At 64.7% G+C, this 22,637-nt stretch carries 14 protein-coding genes, 1 tRNA gene and 1 pseudogene; 10 read left to right on the forward strand and 6 right to left on the reverse strand.

Going from position 1 to position 22,637, the window contains the following annotated elements; all coding sequences use genetic code 11:
- The first annotated feature begins 14 nt into the window (after nt 1–14).
- Complete coding sequence (locus BMX36_RS01700; protein ID WP_256210615.1) at nt 15–653, forward strand: arylesterase; 639 nt, start codon at nt 15–17, stop codon at nt 651–653.
- Nucleotides 654–736: 83 nt separating this feature from the next.
- Here BMX36_RS01700 and BMX36_RS01705 read toward each other — a convergent pair whose 3' ends face one another.
- Entirely contained in the window at nt 737–1,015 is a 279-nt protein-coding gene (locus BMX36_RS01705) for a DUF3861 domain-containing protein (protein ID WP_093063464.1), read from the reverse strand.
- 706 nt (nt 1,016–1,721) lie between these two features.
- On the opposite strand from BMX36_RS01705, the gene BMX36_RS01715 reads away from it, so the two are divergent.
- The 8 genes and pseudogenes from BMX36_RS01715 to BMX36_RS01750 all read left to right on the forward strand — a co-directional run bounded on the left by BMX36_RS01715 (nt 1,722) and on the right by BMX36_RS01750 (nt 14,929).
- The gene (locus tag BMX36_RS01715; protein ID WP_093063466.1) at nt 1,722–3,545 is read left to right on the forward strand and encodes a PAS domain-containing protein; all 1,824 of its coding nucleotides are present in this window, start codon (nt 1,722–1,724) and stop codon (nt 3,543–3,545) included.
- A gap of 223 nt (nt 3,546–3,768) precedes the next feature.
- Nucleotides 3,769–4,092, forward strand: a pseudogene (locus BMX36_RS22355) (BapA prefix-like domain-containing protein); the annotation flags it as partial.
- A 130-nt stretch (nt 4,093–4,222) separates the two neighbouring features.
- Nucleotides 4,223–7,114 carry a hypothetical protein gene (locus BMX36_RS22000; RefSeq protein WP_256210616.1) on the forward strand — a complete coding sequence of 964 codons (2,892 nt, stop codon included), beginning with the start codon at nt 4,223–4,225 and terminating at the stop codon, nt 7,112–7,114.
- Nucleotides 7,084–9,060 (forward strand): BapA/Bap/LapF family large adhesin, encoded by a 1,977-nt coding sequence (locus BMX36_RS22005; RefSeq protein ID WP_177178961.1) that lies wholly within the window; start codon nt 7,084–7,086, stop codon nt 9,058–9,060. The genes BMX36_RS22000 and BMX36_RS22005 overlap by 31 nt, the downstream gene beginning before the upstream one ends.
- Before the next feature lie 103 nt (nt 9,061–9,163).
- Complete coding sequence (locus tag BMX36_RS01735) at nt 9,164–10,492, forward strand: TolC family protein (RefSeq protein WP_256210617.1); 1,329 nt, start codon at nt 9,164–9,166, stop codon at nt 10,490–10,492.
- Nucleotides 10,489–12,708 (forward strand): type I secretion system permease/ATPase, encoded by a 2,220-nt coding sequence (locus tag BMX36_RS01740; RefSeq protein WP_256210618.1) that lies wholly within the window; start codon nt 10,489–10,491, stop codon nt 12,706–12,708. The genes BMX36_RS01735 and BMX36_RS01740 overlap by 4 nt, the downstream gene beginning before the upstream one ends.
- Nucleotides 12,708–13,901 (forward strand): beta-barrel domain-containing protein, encoded by a 1,194-nt coding sequence (locus tag BMX36_RS01745; protein ID WP_093063470.1) that lies wholly within the window; start codon nt 12,708–12,710, stop codon nt 13,899–13,901. Before BMX36_RS01740 ends, BMX36_RS01745 begins: the two co-directional genes overlap by 1 nt.
- 77 nt (nt 13,902–13,978) lie before the next feature.
- Nucleotides 13,979–14,929 (forward strand): alpha/beta hydrolase family protein, encoded by a 951-nt coding sequence (locus BMX36_RS01750; RefSeq protein WP_143058492.1) that lies wholly within the window; start codon nt 13,979–13,981, stop codon nt 14,927–14,929.
- On the opposite strand, the gene BMX36_RS01755 is transcribed toward BMX36_RS01750, so the two are convergent.
- The 3 genes from BMX36_RS01755 to folK form a co-directional block, all read right to left on the reverse strand.
- Nucleotides 14,868–18,728, reverse strand: coding sequence for a Mur ligase family protein (locus tag BMX36_RS01755; protein ID WP_093063472.1), 3,861 nt, complete (start codon nt 18,726–18,728; stop codon nt 14,868–14,870). The two genes, BMX36_RS01750 and BMX36_RS01755, sit on opposite strands and share 62 nt — an antisense overlap.
- A 251-nt stretch (nt 18,729–18,979) precedes the next feature.
- Nucleotides 18,980–19,055 (reverse strand) — tRNA-Lys (locus BMX36_RS01760).
- The gene (gene folK / locus BMX36_RS01765) at nt 19,046–19,549 is read right to left on the reverse strand and encodes a 2-amino-4-hydroxy-6-hydroxymethyldihydropteridine diphosphokinase (RefSeq protein WP_093063473.1); all 504 of its coding nucleotides are present in this window, start codon (nt 19,547–19,549) and stop codon (nt 19,046–19,048) included. Before folK ends, BMX36_RS01760 begins: the two co-directional genes overlap by 10 nt.
- Nucleotides 19,550–19,572: 23 nt before the next feature.
- Here folK and BMX36_RS01770 point away from each other — a divergent pair, with 23 nt between their 5' ends.
- Nucleotides 19,573–20,232, forward strand: coding sequence for a uracil-DNA glycosylase (locus tag BMX36_RS01770; protein WP_093063474.1), 660 nt, complete (start codon nt 19,573–19,575; stop codon nt 20,230–20,232).
- A gap of 63 nt (nt 20,233–20,295) precedes the next feature.
- Here the strand turns inward: BMX36_RS01770 and coaBC are convergent, their stop codons facing one another.
- Nucleotides 20,296–21,531, reverse strand: a complete 1,236-nt coding sequence (gene coaBC / locus BMX36_RS01775) for a bifunctional phosphopantothenoylcysteine decarboxylase/phosphopantothenate--cysteine ligase CoaBC (protein ID WP_093063475.1) — start codon at nt 21,529–21,531, stop codon at nt 20,296–20,298.
- Nucleotides 21,528–22,637, reverse strand: a complete 1,110-nt coding sequence (locus BMX36_RS01780; RefSeq protein WP_093063476.1) for a hypothetical protein — start codon at nt 22,635–22,637, stop codon at nt 21,528–21,530. Before BMX36_RS01780 ends, coaBC begins: the two co-directional genes overlap by 4 nt.

The following is a 22,637-nucleotide window of genomic DNA, read 5'->3' on the forward strand; positions in this document are numbered from 1 at the left end:
ACAAGGCGATCGGGGTGGCTGTCCAACTCCTGCTTGCGGCCTTCTTGCTGGGCGGAGGTGCCGCCACCGCGCAGACGCCCGCGAGCCGGCAGACGCCGCTGATCTGGGCATTCGGCGACAGTCTGACGGCCGGCTATGGCCTGCCGCCAGCGCAGGGTTTTCCCGTGCGATTGCAGGCGGCGCTACGCCGGGTCGGCATTCGCGCCACCGTGCGTAATGGCGGGATCGCGGGTGACACGTCCGCGCAGGGACGCGCCCGTCTCGCCTGGGGCCTTCGCGGGCTGGGGCGCAAGCCGGACCTCGTTCTTGTGGAGCTCGGCGCCAACGATATGCTGCGAGGCCTGCCGCCAAGCGCGACGGAGAGGAACCTCGATCTGATCCTGCGTGAGTTGAAGCGTCGCGACATACCGGTGCTGTTCGTCGGCATGCGGGCGGCGCCGAATTTGGGTGCAGCATATCGTCGCAGTTTCGAAAGCCTGTATCCGCGACTGGCGCGACGGCATGCTGTGCCGCTCTACCCGTTCTTTCTTGATGGAGTCGCGGGCAATCAGGCGTTGTTCCAGGCCGACGGCCGGCACCCCAATGCCCGCGGGGTCGAAGTGATCGTCAGGCGCATCCTTCCGACCGTTCGCAAGGCCTTGCCCGACAGGTGAGGGCGACGACAAGACGGCCGTGAACCTTGGTTTGCCTTGCTTTGCCTTGCCAATCGTCCGATCACTTGAACGGGTGCCGCGCTTTAAGTCGTGGGCGTGGACTTCAGTGCCTTCATGAAGCTGCCGATGGCAGGTTGCAGCTCAGCGAACAGCGGATGCTTGCGATGCCGCAGCACGGTCTCAGTGAAAAGCTTCAGCCCGATGGCGAAGCTTGCCGCTTCATCATCGGGAACGATGGCCTTGCTGCGGACCCGCTCCACGATGGCAAAGAGTTCATCGTGATTGCTGGTTTCGAACACGAGCGGTCCCGCCGTATTCTGTTCGTCGAGCGCTTCGACCGTGACGCGATAGTGATGTGCCATGAATTTCCTGCTTCGTACCGGCGACGTGCGGGGGCACCGCACGCCGCCTGATGATCAAGCCACTTCCGGTAGCTTATCCAGATATTTGTCGAGAGTGATGGGATAGTCGCGCACTCTGACCCCAGTGGCGTTGTAGATGGCATTGGCGACCGCCGCGCCGACGCCGCACAGCAAACGCCCAGCGGACCGCTTAACGCGCGAGATGGGAGTTGGAGCCCAGCCTGCTGAACCGCCGATCAGATCCGCGAGCAATCACTGCAGGATGAATTGGACGGCCAGTCCGGAGAAGGGAGGACGCACATAGCAGGTCCTTGCCCGCGATCACCACACAGCGATGAGAATTGGCGGTGAGCGCGATCTGGTTGGCCGTTCCTGGATGGCGTTCATGAAACACGCAAGTCGTGCGGGGTGGAGATCGACTGATGCGCTTTCTGCAAGAATCGTATTGCGGCCATCTCGGCGCGCACCGGAGGAAGGTTCGGCTTGGATCACGGACAAACGATTTAGCGAAACTTACATAAATTGCGATGTTTTGATCTAGAATGAACTTTATCAATGTATAGGTGTGCTGCATTAAAAAGCCCGCAGTATCGGCAGGCTTGCAAAGCTGGAAAACTGCTTCAAAATACAACCTTAGTCATTGGACTATATAGCTGGTGGTGTTTGTGGCTCGAGAAGGATTACGGTGCAGCTAGGGCAAAGCCTGATGGCGGATCGTATTCGGGAGCGGGATTGGTCCTCGAGTCCGCTCGGTCCTCGTGAACAGTGGCCGCTGGAGCTTACCACGGCCCTTGGTCTGATTCTCGAATCCGCTTTCCCGCAATATCTTGTCTGGGGAGATGACCTGCTCAGCTTCTTCAACGATGCCTATATGGGCGTGCTGGGGAAGAAGCCCGACGCGCTTGGCCGATCGTTCGCCGAGGTATGGCCTGAGGTTTGGGACGAGCTCGCCCCCATCGTGCATGACGCCATGGCGGGGCAGGCGACATTTCAGGAAAACAGGCTGCTGATCCTGGATCGGGGCGCCGGGCTGGAGGAAACGTGGTGGACGTTCTCTTACTCTCCCGTGCGCGGCGCGGGAGACCGGATCTGCGGTGTCCTATGCACGGTGTGGGAAACGACCAGGCTGATCCTGGCGGAGCGGCAGGCGGTGCAGCAGGCAGACGAGTTCCGGCGCTTCAGCGCGCTTGTTCCCGAGCTGCTGTGGGTGACCAGGACACCTCACGAGGTCAACTGGGCCAATCAGCGGATGATCGAGTTTCTGGGCGTCGATCCGACCACGATCGGGGTCGACTGGCCATCACTGGTGCACCCCGACGACGTTGAGCCGATCCGCCTGCGGTTCGAGAAAGCACTTGCCACGCGCACGACGATGGAAAGTCGGCACCGGCTGCGCCGTGCAGACGGCAGCTTCCGCTGGGTGCTGGTCCGTTCGCAGCCCGTCATTGGTCCGGATGACGAGATTGAAGGTTGGTACAGTGCTGCCACCGATATTCACGATTGGCATATCGCGGCCGAATCGATGCACTTCAAAGAGGAGCTGTTCGACACATTCGCGCGATCATCTCGTAAAGTGTTGTGGATCGTCGACGTCGCAAGCCAGCGCATAGAATATCTGGGGGGCGACAGCGCGCACATCTGGGGGGAGCAGAGCGCCCCGCAAATTCGATCAAGGGGCGATTGGCTGCGAAGCGTCCATCCAGAGGATCGCGATCGGCAGGAAGACTTCCTGCCGCGGCTGCAGAATGGTGAGCTGATCCAGGAAGAATATCGGGTGATCGGCCACGAAGGGCGCATCCGGAAGGTGCGCGAGACCCTGTTTCCCGTACCCGACAGCGACGGCGCCATCCGCCGTGCCGGTGGCATCGCCGAGGCCGTCGACGCGCCCGAGCTGCCGCATGTGTATTTGGTGGTGACTGAACCTGCGGCGGCGCGCAGCCTGGCGAGCCACTTCTGGCGACGTGGCTTCAAGCCACGTACATTCGCCGGTGTTGATGAATTCCTGAAGATTGCTCCAGCGCTCCAGTCGGGCTGCGTTCTCCTGGGTGACCCCGGCGGGGCAGGCAGCGTGGGCCGCGTGCTGGGCGCGTTCGGGCTTCGGCGTCACGCCTTTCCCACGATCGTTCTCACCCCGCGGCACAGCGATGCTGAGGAGGTTCGCGTGCTGATGAAGATGGGGGCCTTTGACGTCCTTCCCGTGGGGGGCGAGTCAGAGGAGCGGCTTCTGAACACCGTGCGTGAGGCGCTCCATAACGTCGATCCGGTTCAGGCCGAGCCGCCGGCCCGCTCTGCGCGCGAGCGGCTGGTCGCGCTGTCGCCTCGCGAGCGGGAGGTTCTGGATCGCCTTGTCGCGGGGCTAAGCAGCAAGCTGATCGCCAAGGAGCTCATGCTCAGCCCGCGTACCGTTGAAGTGCATCGCGCCAACATCAAGGACAAGCTCCACGTGGCCACGATCTCCGAAGCCATGGCGCTGGCCGCTGCGGCCAAGGCATCCGCCGCGATGTCCACATCCATGGTTAATAGGAGGTAAATCCAATCCAATGGCACTAAGTAGTCACGTAGTGGCTTGCGCTAATGGCATCAGTATTCTTCCCTACTTAAATCGTTTGCGAGAAGAGGAAGTGTATCAGGGTCCGGGCTGTCTCGCGGCACCGGTAGGTGATCTCGTCTTCGTCGTAGGTAGCGTATGCTGCCGTGCAACAGTTCCGAGCTGCCGAGTGCAGTAATCGGAAGGTTTGGGGAGTCGTCGAGCCGTGACCGGACAGTCGAGTGATATCATCACATCATATGTAAATCCTGGAAGCACGAGCACCGTCAATCCAGGAACCAGCGGCATCGTCAGACTTCCCTATACGCCCACCGAAGTGGCGCAGTTCGCGCGTGAGGGAAATGCGCTTGTGGTTCGCCTCCAGGACGGCGGAACGGCGCGAGTTGAAGATTTCTACTCCTCGGCGCCGGACGGCAGCCTGAAGGATCTCGTGCTCCAGGGCAGTGACGGCCGCGTGTGGCTGGCGCGGGCACCGGCGGGCGCCACGGATTTCAGCTTCATCGAGATTGCCGCTGGAGACCAACTGGTCGGCGGCGCGGTCGGATCGGCTGCTGCGAGCGGCGTCGGCGGGCTGGCAGGCCCTCTGGCGGGCGTGGGCGCCGGCCTGCTGGGCGGCGTGGTCGGCGGCGCGGTAGTCGGCGATGAGGCGGAGGACGGCGATGCCGACGCTGATGCTGACGCCGACGCTGATGCGGATGCGGATGCGGATGCTGATGCCGACGCTGACGCTGACGCTGACGCAGATGCTGACGCTGACGCTGATGCTGACGCTGATGCTGACGCTGACGCAGACGCGGATGCCGACGCAGACGCGGACGCTGACGCTGACGCTGACGCAGACGCAGACGCAGACGCAGACGCTGACGCTGACGCTGACGCTGACGCTGATGCTGACGCAGATGCCGATGCCGACGCGGATGCTGATGCTGACGCTGACGCAGACGCGGATGCCGACGCAGACGCGGACGCGGACGCTGACGCAGACGCTGACGCAGACGCTGACGCTGACGCTGACGCTGACGCTGACGCAGACGCAGACGCTGACGCAGACGCAGACGCAGACGCAGACGCTGACGCTGACGCTGACGCTGACGCAGACGCAGACGCAGACGCAGACGCAGACGCAGACGCAGACGCAGACGCAGACGCAGACGCAGACGCTGACGCTGACGCTGACGCAGACGCAGACGCTGACGCTGACGCTGACGCAGATGCCGATGCCGATGCCGACGCTGACGCTGACGCTGATGCGGACGCTGACGCTGACGCTGACGCAGATGCCGACGCTGACGCTGATGCTGACGCAGATGCTGACGCTGACGCTGATGCTGACGCTGACGCTGACGCGGATGCTGACGCTGACGCGGATGCCGACGCTGATGCTGATGCTGATGCTGATGCCGACGCGGATGCCGACGCTGATGCTGATGCTGATGCTGATGCTGATGCCGACGCGGATGCCGACGCAGACGCTGATGCCGACGCGGACGCAGACGCAGACGCTGACGCTGATGCGGATGCGGATGCGGATGCTGACGCGGACGCGGACGCCGACGCCGACGCCGACGCCGATGCGGACGCTGACGCTGACGCTGACGCTGACGCTGATGCTGATGCCGATGCTGACGCTGACGCTGACGCTGACGCTGATGCTGATGCGGACGCTGACGCAGACGCAGACGCGGATGCCGACGCCGACGCCGATGCTGACGCTGACGCTGACGCGGACGCGGACGCAGATGCTGACGCTGACGCTGACGCTGACGCCGACGCCGACGCCGACGCAGATGCTGACGCAGACGCAGACGCAGACGCAGACGCTGACGCAGATGCGGATGCCGACGCTGACGCTGATGCTGATGCTGATGCTGATGCTGATGCGGATGCGGATGCGGATGCTGACGCTGATGCCGACGCTGATGCTGATGCTGATGCTGATGCTGACGCTGACGCAGACGCTGACGCGGATGCCGATGCGGATGCTGACGCGGATGCTGATGCCGACGCAGATGCCGACGCGGATGCGGATGCTGACGCCGACGCCGATGCAGACGCTGACGCTGATGCGGACGCCGACGCCGACGCCGACGCTGACGCCGACGCAGATGCAGATGCAGATGCTGACGCTGACGCTGACGCAGACGCAGACGCGGATGCAGACGCTGACGCTGATGCGGACGCCGACGCTGACGCCGACGCAGATGCAGATGCAGATGCTGACGCTGATGCGGACGCTGACGCTGACGCCGACGCTGACGCCGACGCTGACGCTGACGCTGACGCAGATGCGGACGCTGACGCTGACGCTGACGCTGACGCAGATGCGGATGCTGACGCGGACGCCGACGCTGACGCTGACGCAGACGCCGACGCCGATGCGGACGCAGATGCGGACGCCGACGCCGACGCCGATGCGGACGCAGACGCTGACGCAGACGCAGATGCAGATGCAGATGCAGATGCGGACGCTGATGCGGACGCCGACGCCGACGCTGACGCGGACGCCGACGCCGACGCAGATGCTGACGCTGACGCAGACGCTGACGCGGACGCTGACGCAGATGCGGATGCCGACGCTGACGCTGACGCTGACGCCGACGCGGACGCGGACGCCGATGCCGACGCTGATGCTGATGCTGACGCTGACGCAGACGCGGATGCCGACGCAGACGCTGACGCTGACGCGGACGCGGACGCTGACGCAGACGCAGACGCTGACGCAGACGCAGACGCAGACGCTGACGCAGACGCCGACGCTGACGCTGACGCAGACGCAGACGCTGACGCTGACGCTGACGCAGACGCAGACGCAGACGCTGACGCAGACGCCGACGCTGACGCTGACGCAGACGCAGACGCTGACGCTGACGCGGACGCGGACGCGGACGCCGATGCCGACGCTGATGCTGATGCTGACGCTGACGCAGACGCGGATGCCGACGCAGACGCTGACGCGGACGCGGACGCTGACGCAGACGCAGACGCTGACGCTGACGCAGACGCAGACGCAGACGCAGACGCTGACGCTGACGCAGACGCAGACGCTGACGCTGACGCGGACGCGGACGCGGACGCCGATGCCGACGCTGATGCTGATGCTGACGCTGACGCAGACGCGGATGCCGACGCAGACGCTGACGCTGACGCAGACGCTGACGCTGACGCAGACGCAGACGCAGACGCTGACGCTGACGCAGATGCCGATGCCGATTCCGACGCGGACGCTGACGCTGACGCAGATGCCGACGCTGACGCTGACGCGGATGCTGACGCTGACGCTGACGCTGACGCTGACGCTGACGCTGACGCTGACGCAGATGCTGACGCAGATGCCGACGCTGACACTGACGCTGACGCTGACGCTGACGCAGACGCAGACGCAGACGCAGACGCAGACGCTGACGCAGACGCTGACGCAGACGCAGATGCGGATGCTGACGCTGACGCTGACGCTGACGTTGTCGCCTACGACGACCTCGTCACTGCGCAGGTGGATGTGCGGGCTGTTGTTACCGAACGAGTGGCTAGTGACGGCACCTCGGTGCTGGTGAACGTCGGCAATTTTTCCGACACGTTCGAGTTCACCGTCGCCTCGGGAACAACGACTGACGCGACGTTCACGGTGACCGCTGGTGGGCTGGTGGGCGTGCTGAACAACCCAACGGCCGTGCTCGAAGTGAACACTGGCGCCGGATGGGTGCGCCTGGGCGATGCTTCCACCGGAGGGCTGCTGGATCTGCTGGGCGCGGCCAGGGGCTTCACGGTGACGGCCGAGGACCTGCAGGCCGGCGACTACCGCCTCACTTATGGCGGTGGCGGTACGCTGGGCGTGGGAACGGAAATCAACCTGACGGCGGAGCTAGCCGACGCCAGCCTGACCGAGTTCGAGCTGGTGAGCGCTGCGCCAGTGACCGGCAATATATTCGCCGCGTCTGAAGCGGGGCCTGCCGACGAACGTGGCACGGGCAATGCTGCCGTGCTGCAGGTGCTCAATGAAGAAGGGATCTACGTCGCGGTTCCGCCCGGCACCCAGGTTCTGGGTGAGTATGGAACGCTAGTCATCAATCCGGACGGCAGCTTCACCTATACGCCCAGTGGGGCGGTGGAGAGCATCGGACTGGTGGACAGCTTCCAATATCAGCTGATCGGCCCGGACGGCGCATCGCAGGCGACGCTCAACATACGCCTCGATAGTCCGGATGCCGACATCGTCTGGGATCAAACCGATCTCGGCGCGGATGGGACCACTGTTGTCGCGACCGACGACACGGACCAGGCATCCGTGCTGCTGGCGCCGAGAGTCGAGACGACCACCGTAAACAACGCGATCGACTATACCAGTATCGCCGCATTGGGAGGATCGGACACTTATCGCTTCAATGTTGCCGCCGACACCACCGCGGACCTTACGCTGAACGTAACTTCCAACTCGCTGCTCAATCTTCTGGGTCAGACGAACTTCACGCTCCAGCAGTACATCAACAATCGGTGGGTCGCGTTGACGGGCAGCAGCGGCGGGTCCCTGATCGAGCTGGCCGGGCTTACCGGTGGCGGCATCCAGGCTCAGGCCGAGGATCTCGGGCCAGGAAGCTACCGCGTGGTGGTTTCAACCGGCGGTCTGGGCGTGCTGACCGATATCGATGGCGTCGCCATCATCGAGAGAACCTACCTCAACGAGTTCGTCCCGAGCGATGTGGTGCTGGCGACCGGGAACGTCGTCGACGGTGGGCCCGGTGCCGACATTCTGGGATCCGACTCGACGGTCTTGCGTATCGAGCGGCAGGATGGCGTGTTCGTGGCACCGGGTTACGGCGGAGTATCGATCACCGGCGACTATGGCGTGCTCACCATCCAGGCGAACGGCGACTATGTCTATCGACCGTTCCTGAACGCTGCATCGCTGGGGCAGACGGATCGCTTCACTTACGAACTGATCCATCCCAACAGCGATCGGGTTGAGGCCGAGCTGGCGATCGATATCGTCGCGCCGACCAGTGGTGGCTCGCTTGCGGCAATCTCGACAGGGGATGAGGCCCCAGCGGAGGCGACCGTGGCGACGCTGCATGCCGATGTTGTGGCTCTGGACGGGCTGGTCGGGGCGGACGTCTCGATCGACGACGGGCTGCATGCGCAAATGGGCCGCCATGGTAACGGCGCTGCAGAGCTAACTGCCGAGCCTATGACGGCCGATGCGACATTGTTGGATCTGCATGGCGACACGGTGGTGCTGGCGGGGCTGGACGATCCGCAGGGTGCCTTCGACAGCGAAGACCTGGGGTCGATCGGGTCGTACGACGACGCGGTCAGCCTGCCAGCGTTCGAGGACGTGTTGGAGATTGAGCCGCAGGATGATCTGCCGAGCGATCCATCGTCGCCGGCAGGCGCTGCAACAGTCGATCATCCCGATCAGTCTGCCGAAGCCATCGAGATCGAGGCGGCCGTCCTGATCGACAATCCCTTACACGACCCGTGGACGAATGCCGTCTCACACGTCTGACGAAAGGCCATTGCAGGTCAGCAACCGCCACTGCCGGCAGCCCAAGCGCTGCCGGCGGTGGCTCGTCATATCGGCCAGCCTGGTGTTGATCGGGAACGGCACATTGGCCGGAGCTTACGCGCAGGAACGGAAATCCGGACCCTCCGCTTCGGCCGCCAACCCCGCGCCCGACCTGGTGGGCCCGCCGAGGTCGGCCGAATCCGAGCCGCTTGGCGCGCTGTCGCTCGACGTGGCGGTCCGCCGAGCCGTGGAGTGGAACCCGTCGGTAGAAGAGGCGGTGGCGAGGATCGGCGCCGACGAGGCGGAGATCCGAGTCGCGCGCGCCGGCTATTACCCCACGATCCGTGGCGGGATCGGCACGCAATATGACAATCGGTTGCGCGGCACCGCGTGGCTGCCTCGCCCGCAATTGTCCGTATCCCAGATGCTACTCGACTTTGGAAAGGTAGCCAGCGATGTCGCGGTCGCACGAGCGGGCGTGGAGATCAGTCGCGCGCGGCTGCTGCTGGCGATCGATGCCTTGGTCCGAGACACCGCGCAGGCCGTGATCGAGATACAGCGTCACGAAGCCCTGATCGATGTCGCCACCGCCCAGCTTGAAAGCGTGCTCGCCATCAACACGCTGGTGCAGCAGCGCACCCGCAACGGCGCCAGCACGCGATCGGACGCGGTGCAGGCGGAGGCGCGTGTGGAGGCCGCGCGCGTCGCCGTGCTCGATATCCAGGCGCAGCTTGACCGCTGGCGCAGCGTGCTCGGTTATCTCATCGGCAGCAAAGGGCCGGTTTCGGCTGTTCGGAGCGGTACGCCGGCTTGGCTGGACCATATCTGCGAGGGGCCCGCGCCGGATCTGTCGCAGATGCCGGCCGTGCTGGAGGCGGGAGCGCGGCGGGAAGAGGCGACGGCGCAGTTGCGCCGCGCTCGCGCCGATGCACTGCCGACGCTGTCGCTGGACGCAGGCGCGGCAGCCGACGTGCGGGATCCGATATCAAACCGGAGCAACTATAATTTCGGCCTGTCGGTCTCCAGCAATCTGTTTCAGGGCGGTGCGTCCCGGGCACGTCGTGCCGGCGCGGAGCAGTCGCTGCGCGCGGCCAATGCTGCGGTGGAGGCGAGCACCATAGAAGTGGCACGCGCCTTGGCCGAGGCGCGCCAGCAGATCCCGAGCCTGCGGCAGCGAAGCGACACGCTGGGCACTCGCGAGGCGATGATGCGGGAAACCGGCAAGCTTTACCGCCTGCAATATCTCGAGATGGGCACACGGACACTGATCGACCTGCTCAATGCGGAGCAGGAGCTGCACCAAGTGTTGTTCGACCGAGTGAACGCCGAGCACGATTTGCGGCGGCTGGGGATCGACTGCATGTTCAACAAAGGCCAATCGCGGGACCGCTTCGCCTTGAGCGGCATGCGGGTGCGTGGGGTGATCCTATGACAAGGCCCGATCCGGTCGTGGGCGATCCCATGCAGGCAGAAGATGGAGGGGAAACCTCCACCCGGCAGGAGCAGATCGAGCGGTGGGTCGCGGCGCTGAGAGAAGTTGCGGTGCAATTCCGGGTGCCCCAGTCGATGCAGGCCGCACGATTGTCCGCATCCTGGGACGGAGCGACAGACCAGCGCGCCCGGATCACCCATGTGGCATCCCGCATGGGGCTGCGCGTGAAATTTCAGGACGCATCCGCGCTGGATGGTGAGCTGTCGCCGTGGCTGCTGCCGCTGATCGTGCAAATGCGTGACGGCCAGATTGGCATATTGACCAGCGCCAATGCCGACGGCGATGGAAGCCTGCTGATTGCAGGCTCGGGCGCGTATCCTACGACCGTTCGGCTGGCTGAGCTGCGGCAGGGCACGGACATGGTGGTGGTGGCGCGGCCCACGCGCGGGATCGCTGATGCCCGCGTCGACGCCTATGTCGAGCCGTTCGAGCCCAAATGGCTGTGGAAGCTCGCATTTCAGGAGCGTGGCGAGTACCTGCCCGTGCTCGCTGCCTCGCTGCTGGTGCACCTGCTGGGGCTGACGGGCATACTTTTTTCGATGCAGGTCTATGACCGGGTAGTGCCGGCGGAGTCGATCCCGACGCTGTATGTCCTGTTCATTGGCGTGCTGCTGGCGCTCGGCTTCGATTTCGTCTTGCGACAGCTGCGTACGGGGATGATCGACCTGCTCGGCAAGCGTGCCGACCTGAGGATTTCGGACCGGGTGTTCGGACACGCGCTCCGGGTCCGTAATCGGGCGCGACCGGTATCCACCGGCAGCTTTACCGCCCAGCTGCGCGACCTGGATCAAGTACGCGAGCTGATGACCTCCAGCACGGTAGCCGCGCTGGCGGATCTGCCCTTCTTCTTCCTGTTCCTAGCTATTTTTTGGTTCATCGGCGGCTCGCTTGTTCTGGTTCCGCTCGTGGCGCTGTTCCTGTTGGTGGTGCCGGCGGCGCTCGCCCAGCCGAAGCTGCGGCAGTTCGCGGTGGAGGCGGCGCGGGAAGGATCCTTGCGGAGTGGCATGCTGATCGAGGTTGTCCAAGGTGTCGAGGACGTGAAGACGCTGCAGGCCGAAGAGCGTTTTCAGCAGCAGTGGAACCATCTGAACGCCGGCGCGGGCGAGGCTCAATTGCGGCTGCGAGGCCTGACCGCCCGCCTGGTATCGTGGACTCAGACAGTGCAGCTGGGGGTTTACGTCTCGGTCATCTTCTTCGGTGCGCCGCTGGTGATGGCCGGTGACATGACCACCGGCGCCTTGGTGGGAGCGTCAATGCTCGGTTCGCGCATGATGGCGCCGCTGTCGCAAGTAACACAGGTCCTAAGCCGGTTGCAGCAAGCGCGCACCAGCGTGAGCGGGCTGAACAAGGTAATGGAACTGCCGGTCGACCATCCTGATCACGAATCGCGCGTGCACCTGCCACGAATAGCTGGCGACATTTCGTTTCGTGAGGCCGTGTTCCGCTACGGCGACCCGCAATCGCCTGCCGCGCTGAGCGTCAGCCGACTGCAGATCACCGCCGGCGAGAAGGTGGCGATCCTGGGACGCAACGGCGCCGGCAAGTCGACGCTCCTGCAGGCGCTGTCGGGGCTGCTTGAGCCGGTTTCCGGCGAAGTGCTGGTTGACGATGTCGCCCTGTCGCAGATTGATCCGGCCGACGTTCGGCGCGACATCAGCCTGCTTTCGCAGCGAGCGCGGCTGTTCCACGGCACGATCCGGGACAATTTGCTGATGGGGGCGCCTCATGCTGGAGACGAGCAGCTGCGCGCCGTGCTGGCGACGGTGGGTGCCGACGAGTTTGTACGGCGGCTGCCGCGCGGGCTGGAGCATGTCATCTTTGAAGGTGGCGCGGGGCTTTCCGGTGGCCAGGTTCAGGCCTTGTTGCTCGCCCGTCTCCTCATCCGCGATCCGTCGGTGATCCTGCTGGACGAGCCGACGGCGGCAATGGACGAGGCGACCGAGCGTCACTTCCTTGCTCGTTTCCGGGAATGGAGTGCGGACCGCACGGTGGTGATCGCAACGCATCGCACTCGCGCGCTCGACCTGGTGGATCGCCTGATCGTGGTAGATGGTGGTCGAGTGGTGGCCGATGGGCCGCGCGACGAGGTGCTGGAGCGGCTTCGTACGCCGCGCTCGCCGGCGAAGGTGGTTCCGGTACGAAGGGATCGGGCGTGATGGCGACCAGGGCGGAAGCGCTGAACGGAAGCTGGGTGTTCGGCGATGCGGACGGGGCAAGGCTCGGACGGGCGACACGCCTTACTTGGGTGATCGCCGCCTGCCTGACGGCTCTGGCCATCTGGGCATATTTCGCGCGACTAGACGAGGTGACCACCGGCGCCGGGCGTGTCGTGCCGTCAACTCGCGAACAGGTGATCCAGTCGCTGGAAGGCGGAATCCTCGCAAAGCTGACGGTAAAACAGGACGATATCGTCCGGCCAGGCCAGGTTCTCGCCCAGCTGGACCCGACCCAGAGCGCCTCCACCTTCGAGGAGAGTGCGGCGAAATATCGTGCGGCGCTCGCAAGTGTCGCCCGGCTGGAGGCCGAGGTCGGGCAAACGACACCGGTCTTCCCTGCGGAGCTGAACGGCTTTGCGGAGCTCAAGGCAAAGGAGTTGCGGCTGTACGAAGCGCGTCGGCGCAGCCTGGACAAGTCGCTCGCCTGGATCCGCCGCTCGATCGCGCTTTTGTCGAATGAGGTGCAGATCGGCCAGCGGCTGATCGCGGTAGGCGCGGCCAGTAATGTCGAAGTACTGCGGCTACAGCGTCAGCTTGCCGAACTGGAGCTTAAGCAGGCAAATCTCACGTCCGAGTATATCGTCCAGGCGCGCGAGGAACTGGCCAAGGCCAATGCCGAAGTGACCACGCTGGCGCCCGTGGTCGAGGGTAGGGCCGACACGCTGGCCCGGCTGACGCTGCGATCGCCGGTACGCGGAATCGTCAAGAACATCGAAGTGTCGACGATCGGCGGAGTCATTCCGCCCAACGGCAAGTTGATGGACATCGTACCCCTGGATGATCGGCTGCTGGTGGAAGCGCGCATTTCGCCCCGCGACATTGCGTTCATCCATCCCAAACAGCCTGCGACAGTGAAGATTACAGCGTATGACTATGCGATCTATGGCGCGCTGAAAGGAGAGGTGGCAACGATTTCTCCGGATACGATCAAGGACGAGGCCAAGCCGGACGTCGAATATTACCGCGTGCTGATCCGCACGGATCGCGACGCCTTGTTGAACAAGGAAGGACGCCGCTTCCCGATCGTTCCGGGCATGGTCGCAACCGCCGATATCCATACCGGCAGCAAGACAGTTTTTCAGTATCTGGTGAAGCCGTTCAACAGGGGACGCGAGGCGCTGCGGGAGCGGTGAGCGCGAGCGGGCATTGTGTGTGGGCGGCGACCCTTCTCCTCTCGCTCACCGTGGAGACGCCAATGCGTCCAAGACTGATGCCCAACGAAGTTCAGCGGCCGGGGCCCTTGCGAGTGCCGCGTGGCCGACAAGGCTTTGATGGGCGCGAAGCGCTGCACGGTGCCACCAGCAACCGCCAGCGATGCACCGGCGTCCCGGACGCTTACTGGGTGCCAAGCCCCGGCGGCGGCGCCTGCATCCGCACCTATCCGGCGGGCAGCCCGCGGGCGGGCGAGCTAATGATGGTCTATCTGCCCGGTGACGTTCTGCTGCGAGGGCGCGGAGGTATACGCCTGATCGCGGGCAGCTATGCCCGGCGCTCGCCGGCGGACATCCGGCAGGAGATGACACGTTGGTCGCGCGAGGGAGGCGTGCCGGCACTGTTTCTGGCGCGGCCCGGCCTTTATGGTTCCTCGGGAAATCACGGCGCGCGGCGGCGGATTGAGGAGGTGCGGCTGGTCGATGGTGCGCTGAACCGCATCAAGACACGTTACCGGGTCAGCAGCTTCATTCTGGCTGGGCAGTCCGGCGGTGGACACCTCGTCGCATCGCTGGTGAACCGGCGCCGGGATGTTGCGGCTGCCTTCATCGGTTCTGGCCTCGTTTCCGCTGTGGAGGTGATGAAGGCATATCAGAAGCGGCGCGGCAGGGACGGCGGGCCAGTCGAGGATCCGGACGCCGTTTATGATCCGATCGGGCATGTGCAGGCGATCTCCCGACCTGCCCCCGACATCTTCGTGCTGTCAGATCCCGGCGATCGGATCGTGCCCTTTCTCAGCCAGCGGCACTATGTGGAACGGCTGCGGGCGTCCGGGCTACATCCCACCCACGTCCTGTTGCGCGGGGAGGGGCGCAGCCGTCACCTGCTGGCTGAGCCGATCAAGACAGGTGCGGCACATTACGCGCGAGGCGATCGCGGCGGCGCGATTACCGAGGCGTTGCGCGCACTGGCACCGCTACCGCATCCAGCGCTGGAAGCTCCGAACTGAGCAGTGCGCGGGCGGCGGTGTCGCGGGCGGCGCGGGTCGGTGCGCCCAGTACCGCTGCGATCCAGCGTCTCTGGTGTTGATCGGTCAACGTCAGCAGCAGATGGTGGGCACGTGCGCCCACGCTCCCGGTGCGGAGCCCATCCACGCCGGGGATCGCGCCGATCAGCCGATTGGTGTTGGGATAGGTGGCGCCTTTCCATTCGAATGATTGCCTGCCGGACAGCGCATGTACGCGCGGAGCATGTTCCAGCACATGGGCTGCCAGCCGGATTGCATCGATGCCCGTGATCGCCTGTCCCCGGCCTATGCCGCTTGGCGAGGCGAAGCGGCTGTGAGCCATGCCGATTGCCTGCGCGCGCTCGTTCATTCGCCGGGTGAACTCCTCCACCGAGCCGCTGTGCCATTCGCCGAGCGCATGCGCCGCCTCGTTCGCACCGACGATGGCAGTCGCAGCCATAAGGTTGGCGATGGTGACACGTTCGCCGGTCTCCAACCGCCAGCGGCTGTCGACGGCTGCGGCGGCAAGAGAGATCTCAACCAGCTCGTCTTCGGACGTGCCGAGTTCCTTCAAACGCTCTTCCACCAGGCAGAGGGTGAGCAGCTTTGCCAACGCAGCAGGATGATGAACAGCCTCCGGTTGTTCGGCAAACACCATCCGCGAAGCATCGACATCGTAGAGGAGGCGGCTCTGCGCCGCGGCTGGGCGAGGAACAGGCGCCTTCAGCAGTGGCGGGGCAAAGCTGGCGCTCAGAGACTTGAGCCAGACGACCAGCTCATGAATTCGCCGGCTGTTCGATCCTTTGAAGAGCACCACATCGCCATCGTTCAGGTCCGTGCGAAGCAGAGCCTGTAGATCGGCGAGCGTTTCGGCATGCATGCCGCGCTGGGCGGCCGGCAGAGCGTTCCAGAGGCCGCTCCACAGCGGCCCCGCGACATGCACGCGATCGATGCGGGGATCGATTGCCGTTGCCAGGCCGGTGTGAAGCGATGCCTCAGCTTCACCCAGTTCCGCCATCTCGCCGAGCACCGCCATACGGCGCAGACCGGGGCGCTCGGCAAGGTCGGCGAGCGCCGCCGCCATGGAGACGGGGTTGGCGTTATAGGCATCGTCGATCAGCGTCACCTGCTTGCCGTCGACCGCCAGCGTCACCGTTTCGCCCCGACCAGGTAGCGAGCGAAAACCGCCCAAGGCTTCAATAGCCGGTTCAACAGGGTGACCAAGCGCCATCACCGCGGCGAGCGCCGCGAGCGCATTTAGCGCCATATGCTCACCCGAGGCGCCCAACACGAAGCGGACGGTGCGCCCGAATACTACCGCTTCCCCTGCGCGCGAGGCTGCGTCGTAGGAGAGGAGGCGCAATTCGCAGTCTGCCGACCGGCCATAATGAATGACGCGCAGCTGCCGCTCCTGTGCAGCCGCATGGACAATTTCCCACTGGTCCATGTCGCGGTTGAGGATGGCGGTTCCACCCGGCGCCATGCCAAGGAAGATCGCGCTCTTCGTACGGGCGATGTCGGCCACGCTGCTCCCGTTGGTCAGGTGCGCGGGCGCTATGTTGGTAAAGATGGCGATATCAGGCCGCGCAAGCCGGGCGCTATGCGCCATGCGGCCCACCGCAAGCTCCAGGACGATGTGCTTTGCTTCCGGCGGCATGGAGGCGAGGTTCCAGGCAACGCCATGCGGCAGATTTCCGCTGTGAGCGCTGTGGCCGACCGGGCCGAACGGCTCTAGCGCGTGAGCGACCATCGCGACGGCAGTCGTCTTCCCGGCGCTGCCAGTGATTGCGATCACCGGCACGCGAAGGCGCTGGCGCGCCGCCCGACCCAATGCCAAAATTGCTTCGCCGGTGTCATCCACTCGAAGCACCGGCAACCCTGCGGGCAAACCCACCAGTTCACCGTCTGTGACCACCGCGGCTGCCGAAGGCGAAAGGCTGGCAAGCGCCGCTGGCCGCATGCCACGGCTGGTATCAAGCGCACGCACCACCGCGATCTGACCGGGCTGATAAGTCGGGGGATGGATGCAGACGCCGTTTGCCGACCAGCCTGCCGGCGGCGGCGCGCTCCAGCTTCCGCCGGTCGCGGCCGCGAGCCGGTCGGCATTCCACAGGGCGGCAGCCCCTGGCGTCGCGGCGGTCTGCCGCAGGGGCTGACCCGTGGTGCGATAGTGATGGTAGGCGACGAGGCCGGAGAGATAATGCTCCACATCATCGATCCGCACGCGAAAGCCCTGATGGCGGATGAAGAAGCTGCCGGCGATCCGATCGGGCCGTGCGAAATCCATGGCCAGTTCGGGCCAGAAATGCCCGTTCAGCAGATGGCGGACGCGCGCTTCCAGCGCTTCATTGAAGCGATCGGCATCCACTTCGGCCAGGAGATGGCGGTGCTCGGGAAGCTCGGCAATGCGCGACAGCATGGCATGAGCCGCCATCATCAGTTCGAGCAGGGTGGGGAAGGTCGTGATCCGGTCACGAACGAAGTCGAGATAACCGGCGATATTGTTGATACCGAAGCGGAAGTAGCGCTCCTCCGGCCGCACCAGTGTGAGCTCGTTTGTGCAATAACCCAGCCAATGGTCGTGGTGGCGCCAATGCTCGGCGGCGATGAAGTGGTCGTAGGCGCGCTCCACCACCGCGAGCCATCGCGGATCGCCGGTAAGCTGGTGAAGGCGCATCAGCGCGAAAGTCGCCTCCCCATCGTAATAAACGGTGCGGAACGGCTGCACGACCTGAAGATCCGGATAATGCAGCACATGGACGAAGGCGCCGGTCGCGGGATCCTGCATGAAGCGGATGCCGAGGGCCAGTCGATCCATCAGCGGCAGGTGGTCGCGGCAGCCGGTCACCTGTGCATGCCGAGCAAGCGCCAAGATCGCGACGGCATTGCCGCCAAGCTTGATCTCGTCACCCACGTCTACCAAGAACGCCGCCTCGCTGCCGTCCGGAAGCGTCGCAGGACCGATCAACTCGCGCAGTAAGTATCGGAGCGAGCGCTCGATTGCCGCGGCCAAATCCGGATCCCGCACCAGCTCCCACGCTTCAATCATCGCGTAGGTGGAACTGGCGTGCCGCAGCGTGTTGTACGCGTCGATCTGCCGGTCGAAGCAGGGGTGATATCCGTAGATGAAGCGACCATCGTCGCCGACCTGACGAGCGAGATGGCCCGCGCCCTCGCGAACCAGGGAGGCGACGTCTTCGGCTGCGAGCGAATCGATCCGGCGGCGGCCCCGCTCCAACCCGCTTTCGTGGAGGAGCACGCAAGTCCCAGCATCATCGGCGAAGGCACTGCGCGTCGAGAAGACGAACAGCCGTCCGTCGTCACCAAAGTCGATCTGCGGAGGCTGGCCATATTTGCGGCGGACGTAATGGTTGAAGTTGCGCTCGTTTAGCACCGCATGGGCAACCGCGTTGCCACCGTAGAGCATCGCGTTGGCGTTGAGCTCCTGCTCCAGGAAAGCGTGCTGGAAATCGGCATCGAGCGCGATCCCACAGCGGAAGTAGTTGCGCTTCGTCTGGCGCAAGCTGGCCCTGAGTTCCTTCCAGCTGGTATCTTCGAGTTGATCGACCAGATCCACGCGAAGCCACTTGATCGGCGTGAGACGGGATGCCTCGTGCACGGCCGTCACGAGGCAGGACCAAGCTTCTTCGAACGAGGGCGCCCGAAAGTTGAGCACCTGGGCACGCTGCGTCCCGGACGTGAAGGATGCGAAGAGGATCGTGCCTTGGCGATTATCTCCAAGCACGGGCGGCAAGGTCGAGATGAGCCTGTGCAGGCTGGCCAACATTTGCCCGATCGACATGCCAACTCCCCAATTTGCCACGGGAATGGGTGGTAAAGGCTTAGCGAATGCTAAAGAACGTGACGGAAGAAGTGCACTGAAATCGTGCAAAAGCATGAGGATCGTCTGCATCGCCCCGATGCAGGAGCGCACCCTCTACTTGGTTCCCCGCCGTGCCTGCCGACGCCGCAGGTTGCTCGCGCGATCGCTTTGCGTCGCCGCCGTCATGTTGAGGACAGCGCTCCTTTTCGGCGTGCTGAAGGGAGAGTCGCTGGTGGGTCCGCCGGGGCTCGAACCCGGGACCTCTCGATTAAAAGTCGCTTGCTCTACCGACTGAGCTACGGACCCTCACCAGCGACGACGCGCCTAGGCACAGAGCGGCGGCGGGTCAACCGGGCATGAAGTTGGCGCATGGTGAGCCCGGTTACGGGATCACGCCACTGGGGCGCGATTCGTGCGAGCGGTGCCAAGACGAAATCACGCGTGCGGAAGGCAGGGTGGGGGATCTTCAGCGCGGGTTTCCTGACCCGGCCGCCGGACCAGAGAATGATATCCAGATCGAGCACCCGTGCGCCCCACCGGCGTCCGCGGCGGCGCCCGAACTGCTGCTCCACTGCCTTCAGCTCGCGCAGGAGGGCGTCCGGTGAAAGCGACGTTTGAAGGAGTACGGCGGTGTTTGCGAAGCGCCGTGTCGAGGGCCCCATCGGCGCGCTGGTCATGATCGGGGCGAGTGTCAGAAGACCGGGAAGCGCCTCGATCGCTGCGGTCACCTCAGCTGCGGGGCCACCATGCCGACCACGCCGATTTGATCCCAATGCCACGACATAGGTTGAGCCCATCATGCCGGACAGCCTATCGGGCCGGGATGAACTTCGCACCTTCTCCCTTGCCGGCAACCGAGCCGCCGCGCGACTGCCCGCTTTGCCCCCGCCTGGTGGGGTTTCGTCATGCCTTGCAGGCGGAGTATCCGGACTGGTGGAATGCGCCGATACCGGCATTCGGCGACCCGAATGCCTGGCTGGTGATTGTCGGCCTCGCGCCGGGAAAGCACGGCGCCAACCGGACCGGACGGCCCTTCACCGGCGATTATGCCGGCGAACTGCTCTATGCCACGCTGGCCAAATACGGGCTGAGCGAGGGTCAGTTCGACGCGCGGCCGGATGACGGGCTTCAACTGCGTGGTACCATGCTGATCAACGCGGTTCGGTGCCTGCCGCCTGCCAACAAGCCGACGCCGGAAGAGATTCGCACCTGTCGCCCCTTTCTGGAAGCGCCCCTGGCGGCGCTGCCGAACGCTTCCATCTTCATCGCGCTGGGGCAGATTGCTCATCAGTCTGCGGTCAAGGCGCTGGGCGGAAAGTTGCCGAAGGCGAAATTCGGCCATTTGGCGGAGCATCGGATGCCGGATGGTCGCGTGCTGATCGATAGCTATCATTGCTCACGATATAATCAGAACACCGGCCGGCTCACTGCAGCCATGTTCGAAGCGGTGTTCGAGCGGGCGCTGGCGTGCCGACCTTCGTGAAGGATTAACGGGCAAAGGTTCGCCATCAACTGCCCGGGATGAGACTGGCGTACAGCCGGCCCCTTAGGCCTGCTGCGGCGCCGCTCCCAACGCTGAAGCGATGCGGTCGGCGAGCCGATCGGCGACATCTGCCTTTGGCATATGTTCCCAGGTCTCGACGCCATCGGCGGATACCAGATGCACGGTGTTCGTGTCTCCGCCCATCACGTCGCCGGACACGTCATTGGCAATGATCCAGTCGGCGCCCTTGCGGGCTAGCTTGTCGCGGGCGTGCGCCACCACATGCTCGGTCTCGGCCGCGAATCCGATCAGGAGGCGCGGGCGACGCGGGTCATGACCCAGGGTGGCGAGAATGTCGGGATTTTCGACAAGCTGGAGCGAGGGGATGCCACCGGCGGCCTTTTTCAGCTTCTGTTCGGCCGCATCCTGGGCGCGCCAGTCGGCTACCGCGGCCACCATTACCGCCGCATCGGCCGGCAAGGCAGCGTCAACCGCCCGGGCCATCTCACGCGCGGTTTCCACGTCGATCCGAGTGACCCCGGTGGGAGTGGGCAGCGCCACGGGACCGGCAACGAGCGACACACGGGCGCCAAGCGCCGCAAGCGCACCGGCGATCGCGAACCCCTGCTTACCGGACGAACGGTTGGCGATGTAGCGTACGGGATCGATCGGCTCATGCGTCGGCCCCGCGGTGACCAGGACGTGTTTGCCGGACAGTGGACGACCCTTGCCGCGGCGAGCGCCGCCGGACGTGTTCCCTGATCTTTCAGCCAGCAGCGCTTCGATCCTGGCAGTGATCACGGCCGGTTCGGGCAGACGGCCAGGGCCATATTCGCCGCAGGCCATGGCGCCTTCGTCCGGCTCCATCACCGTAATGCCGTCGGCGCGGAGCTGATCGACATTGCGCCGTGTCGCCGGATGAAGCCACATGCGCACGTTCATGGCAGGGGCGGCGAGCACCGGCTTGTCGGTCGCGAGCAGCAATGTCGTTGCGAGATCGTTCGCCAGCCCCGCCGCCATGCGCGCCAGCAGATCCGCCGTGGCGGGGGCAACGACTACCAGATCGGCCTGTCGGCTGAGCTGGATGTGCCCCATTTCCGCCTCGTCCTTCAGGTCCCAAAGGGTGGTGTGCACTTCTTCTTCGGAAAGGGCCGCCAGCGTCATGGCAGTCACGAAGTGGCTGCCGCCCTCCGTCAGAACGCAGCGAACGCCATGCCCTCCCTTGCGCAGGAGGCGCACGATCTCGCATGCCTTGTAGGCGGCGATGCCGCCGCCGACGATCAGGAGAACCCGGCTCATGCCGCCGTTCTTGTCACGGTGATACGGCGTCTGTCGAGCGCGGAGCGTGCTAAATCCCGCAATGCATCGGGAACGAAGACGAGCCCGATCGGCACGATGGGGGCGATCAGGAATGACCAGTGAACCCGATCGGGCGTGCCGAAGAACGTCATCACGAGCAGCTGAACGACGATGACGGTGAGTGCCCGGGTCGCAAGCGGGTCTCGCCAGGACGACCATCCGGCGATGGCAAGCACCGCCGCCAACGCAGCGATCACAGCGGGGGCCAGTGACAGCGCTGTTGTGGCGACGACGGACTGGACGGCAAAGCCGAACCCGGCCGCACCAATCCACCCCGTGGACGCCTCGGCGGCCGGCCCGACGGCCTGCGCGACGGCTTGTGCGTGAAAGGCGAGAACAGTCGCGAAGAGCGACAAGGCCGCCAGCCAGCCGATTGCCTCACGCCGTTGCCCCTCCAGCAGCGCGAGGATCATCATGACCGAGAGGTACAATACCGCCGTTTCGCGGATCAAGGCCGCGGACAGGCCCAGTGCGGCTGCCGTGATCCAACGTCCGGGCAAACGCGACGCTAGCGACAGAGCGATCAGCAGGCCGGCCCAGAGATCATGCATCGCAAGAAGGTGGCCGAGGATCGCGCTCATCATGCCGATGGCTGCGAGCAGCACCGCGACAACGCGGGCGCGAGAACTGGAGAAGACGCTCTGCAACCGCCGCCACCATACAAGGAGCGTAGCCAGGGCAAGACCATATAGCAGCAACGCTGCGGCAACCGGGCTGATCGCGGCCTGGAGTACGCCCAAAGTAGGCAGCCGGAAGACCAAGAGCGAATTCACCGGCGCGCCCATCGCGCGCAATGTCTGAGCAGTTGCGGTGTAGTAATCAGCGCCGTGTCGAATGTCCTCGACGACGCCCTGAAGCAGGATTTCGGTTCCCTGGATACTCGATTCTGCCATCGGTGAAGGAGCCGTATCGCTGCCCTGAACCGCCAGGGAGGCAAGCAGCAGAAGTGCCAGCAAGCCAAGCAGCCAGCGGGCGTTACGTCTGGGCCGCCCGGCATAGCGCGAGGAGATCGCGAGCCAGAGCGGCCGGGCAGCGGCGCGAGCCAT

Origin of the sequence: Sphingomonas sp. OV641, from assembly GCF_900109205.1 — a bacterium.
Classification (GTDB): domain Bacteria; phylum Pseudomonadota; class Alphaproteobacteria; order Sphingomonadales; family Sphingomonadaceae; genus Sphingomonas.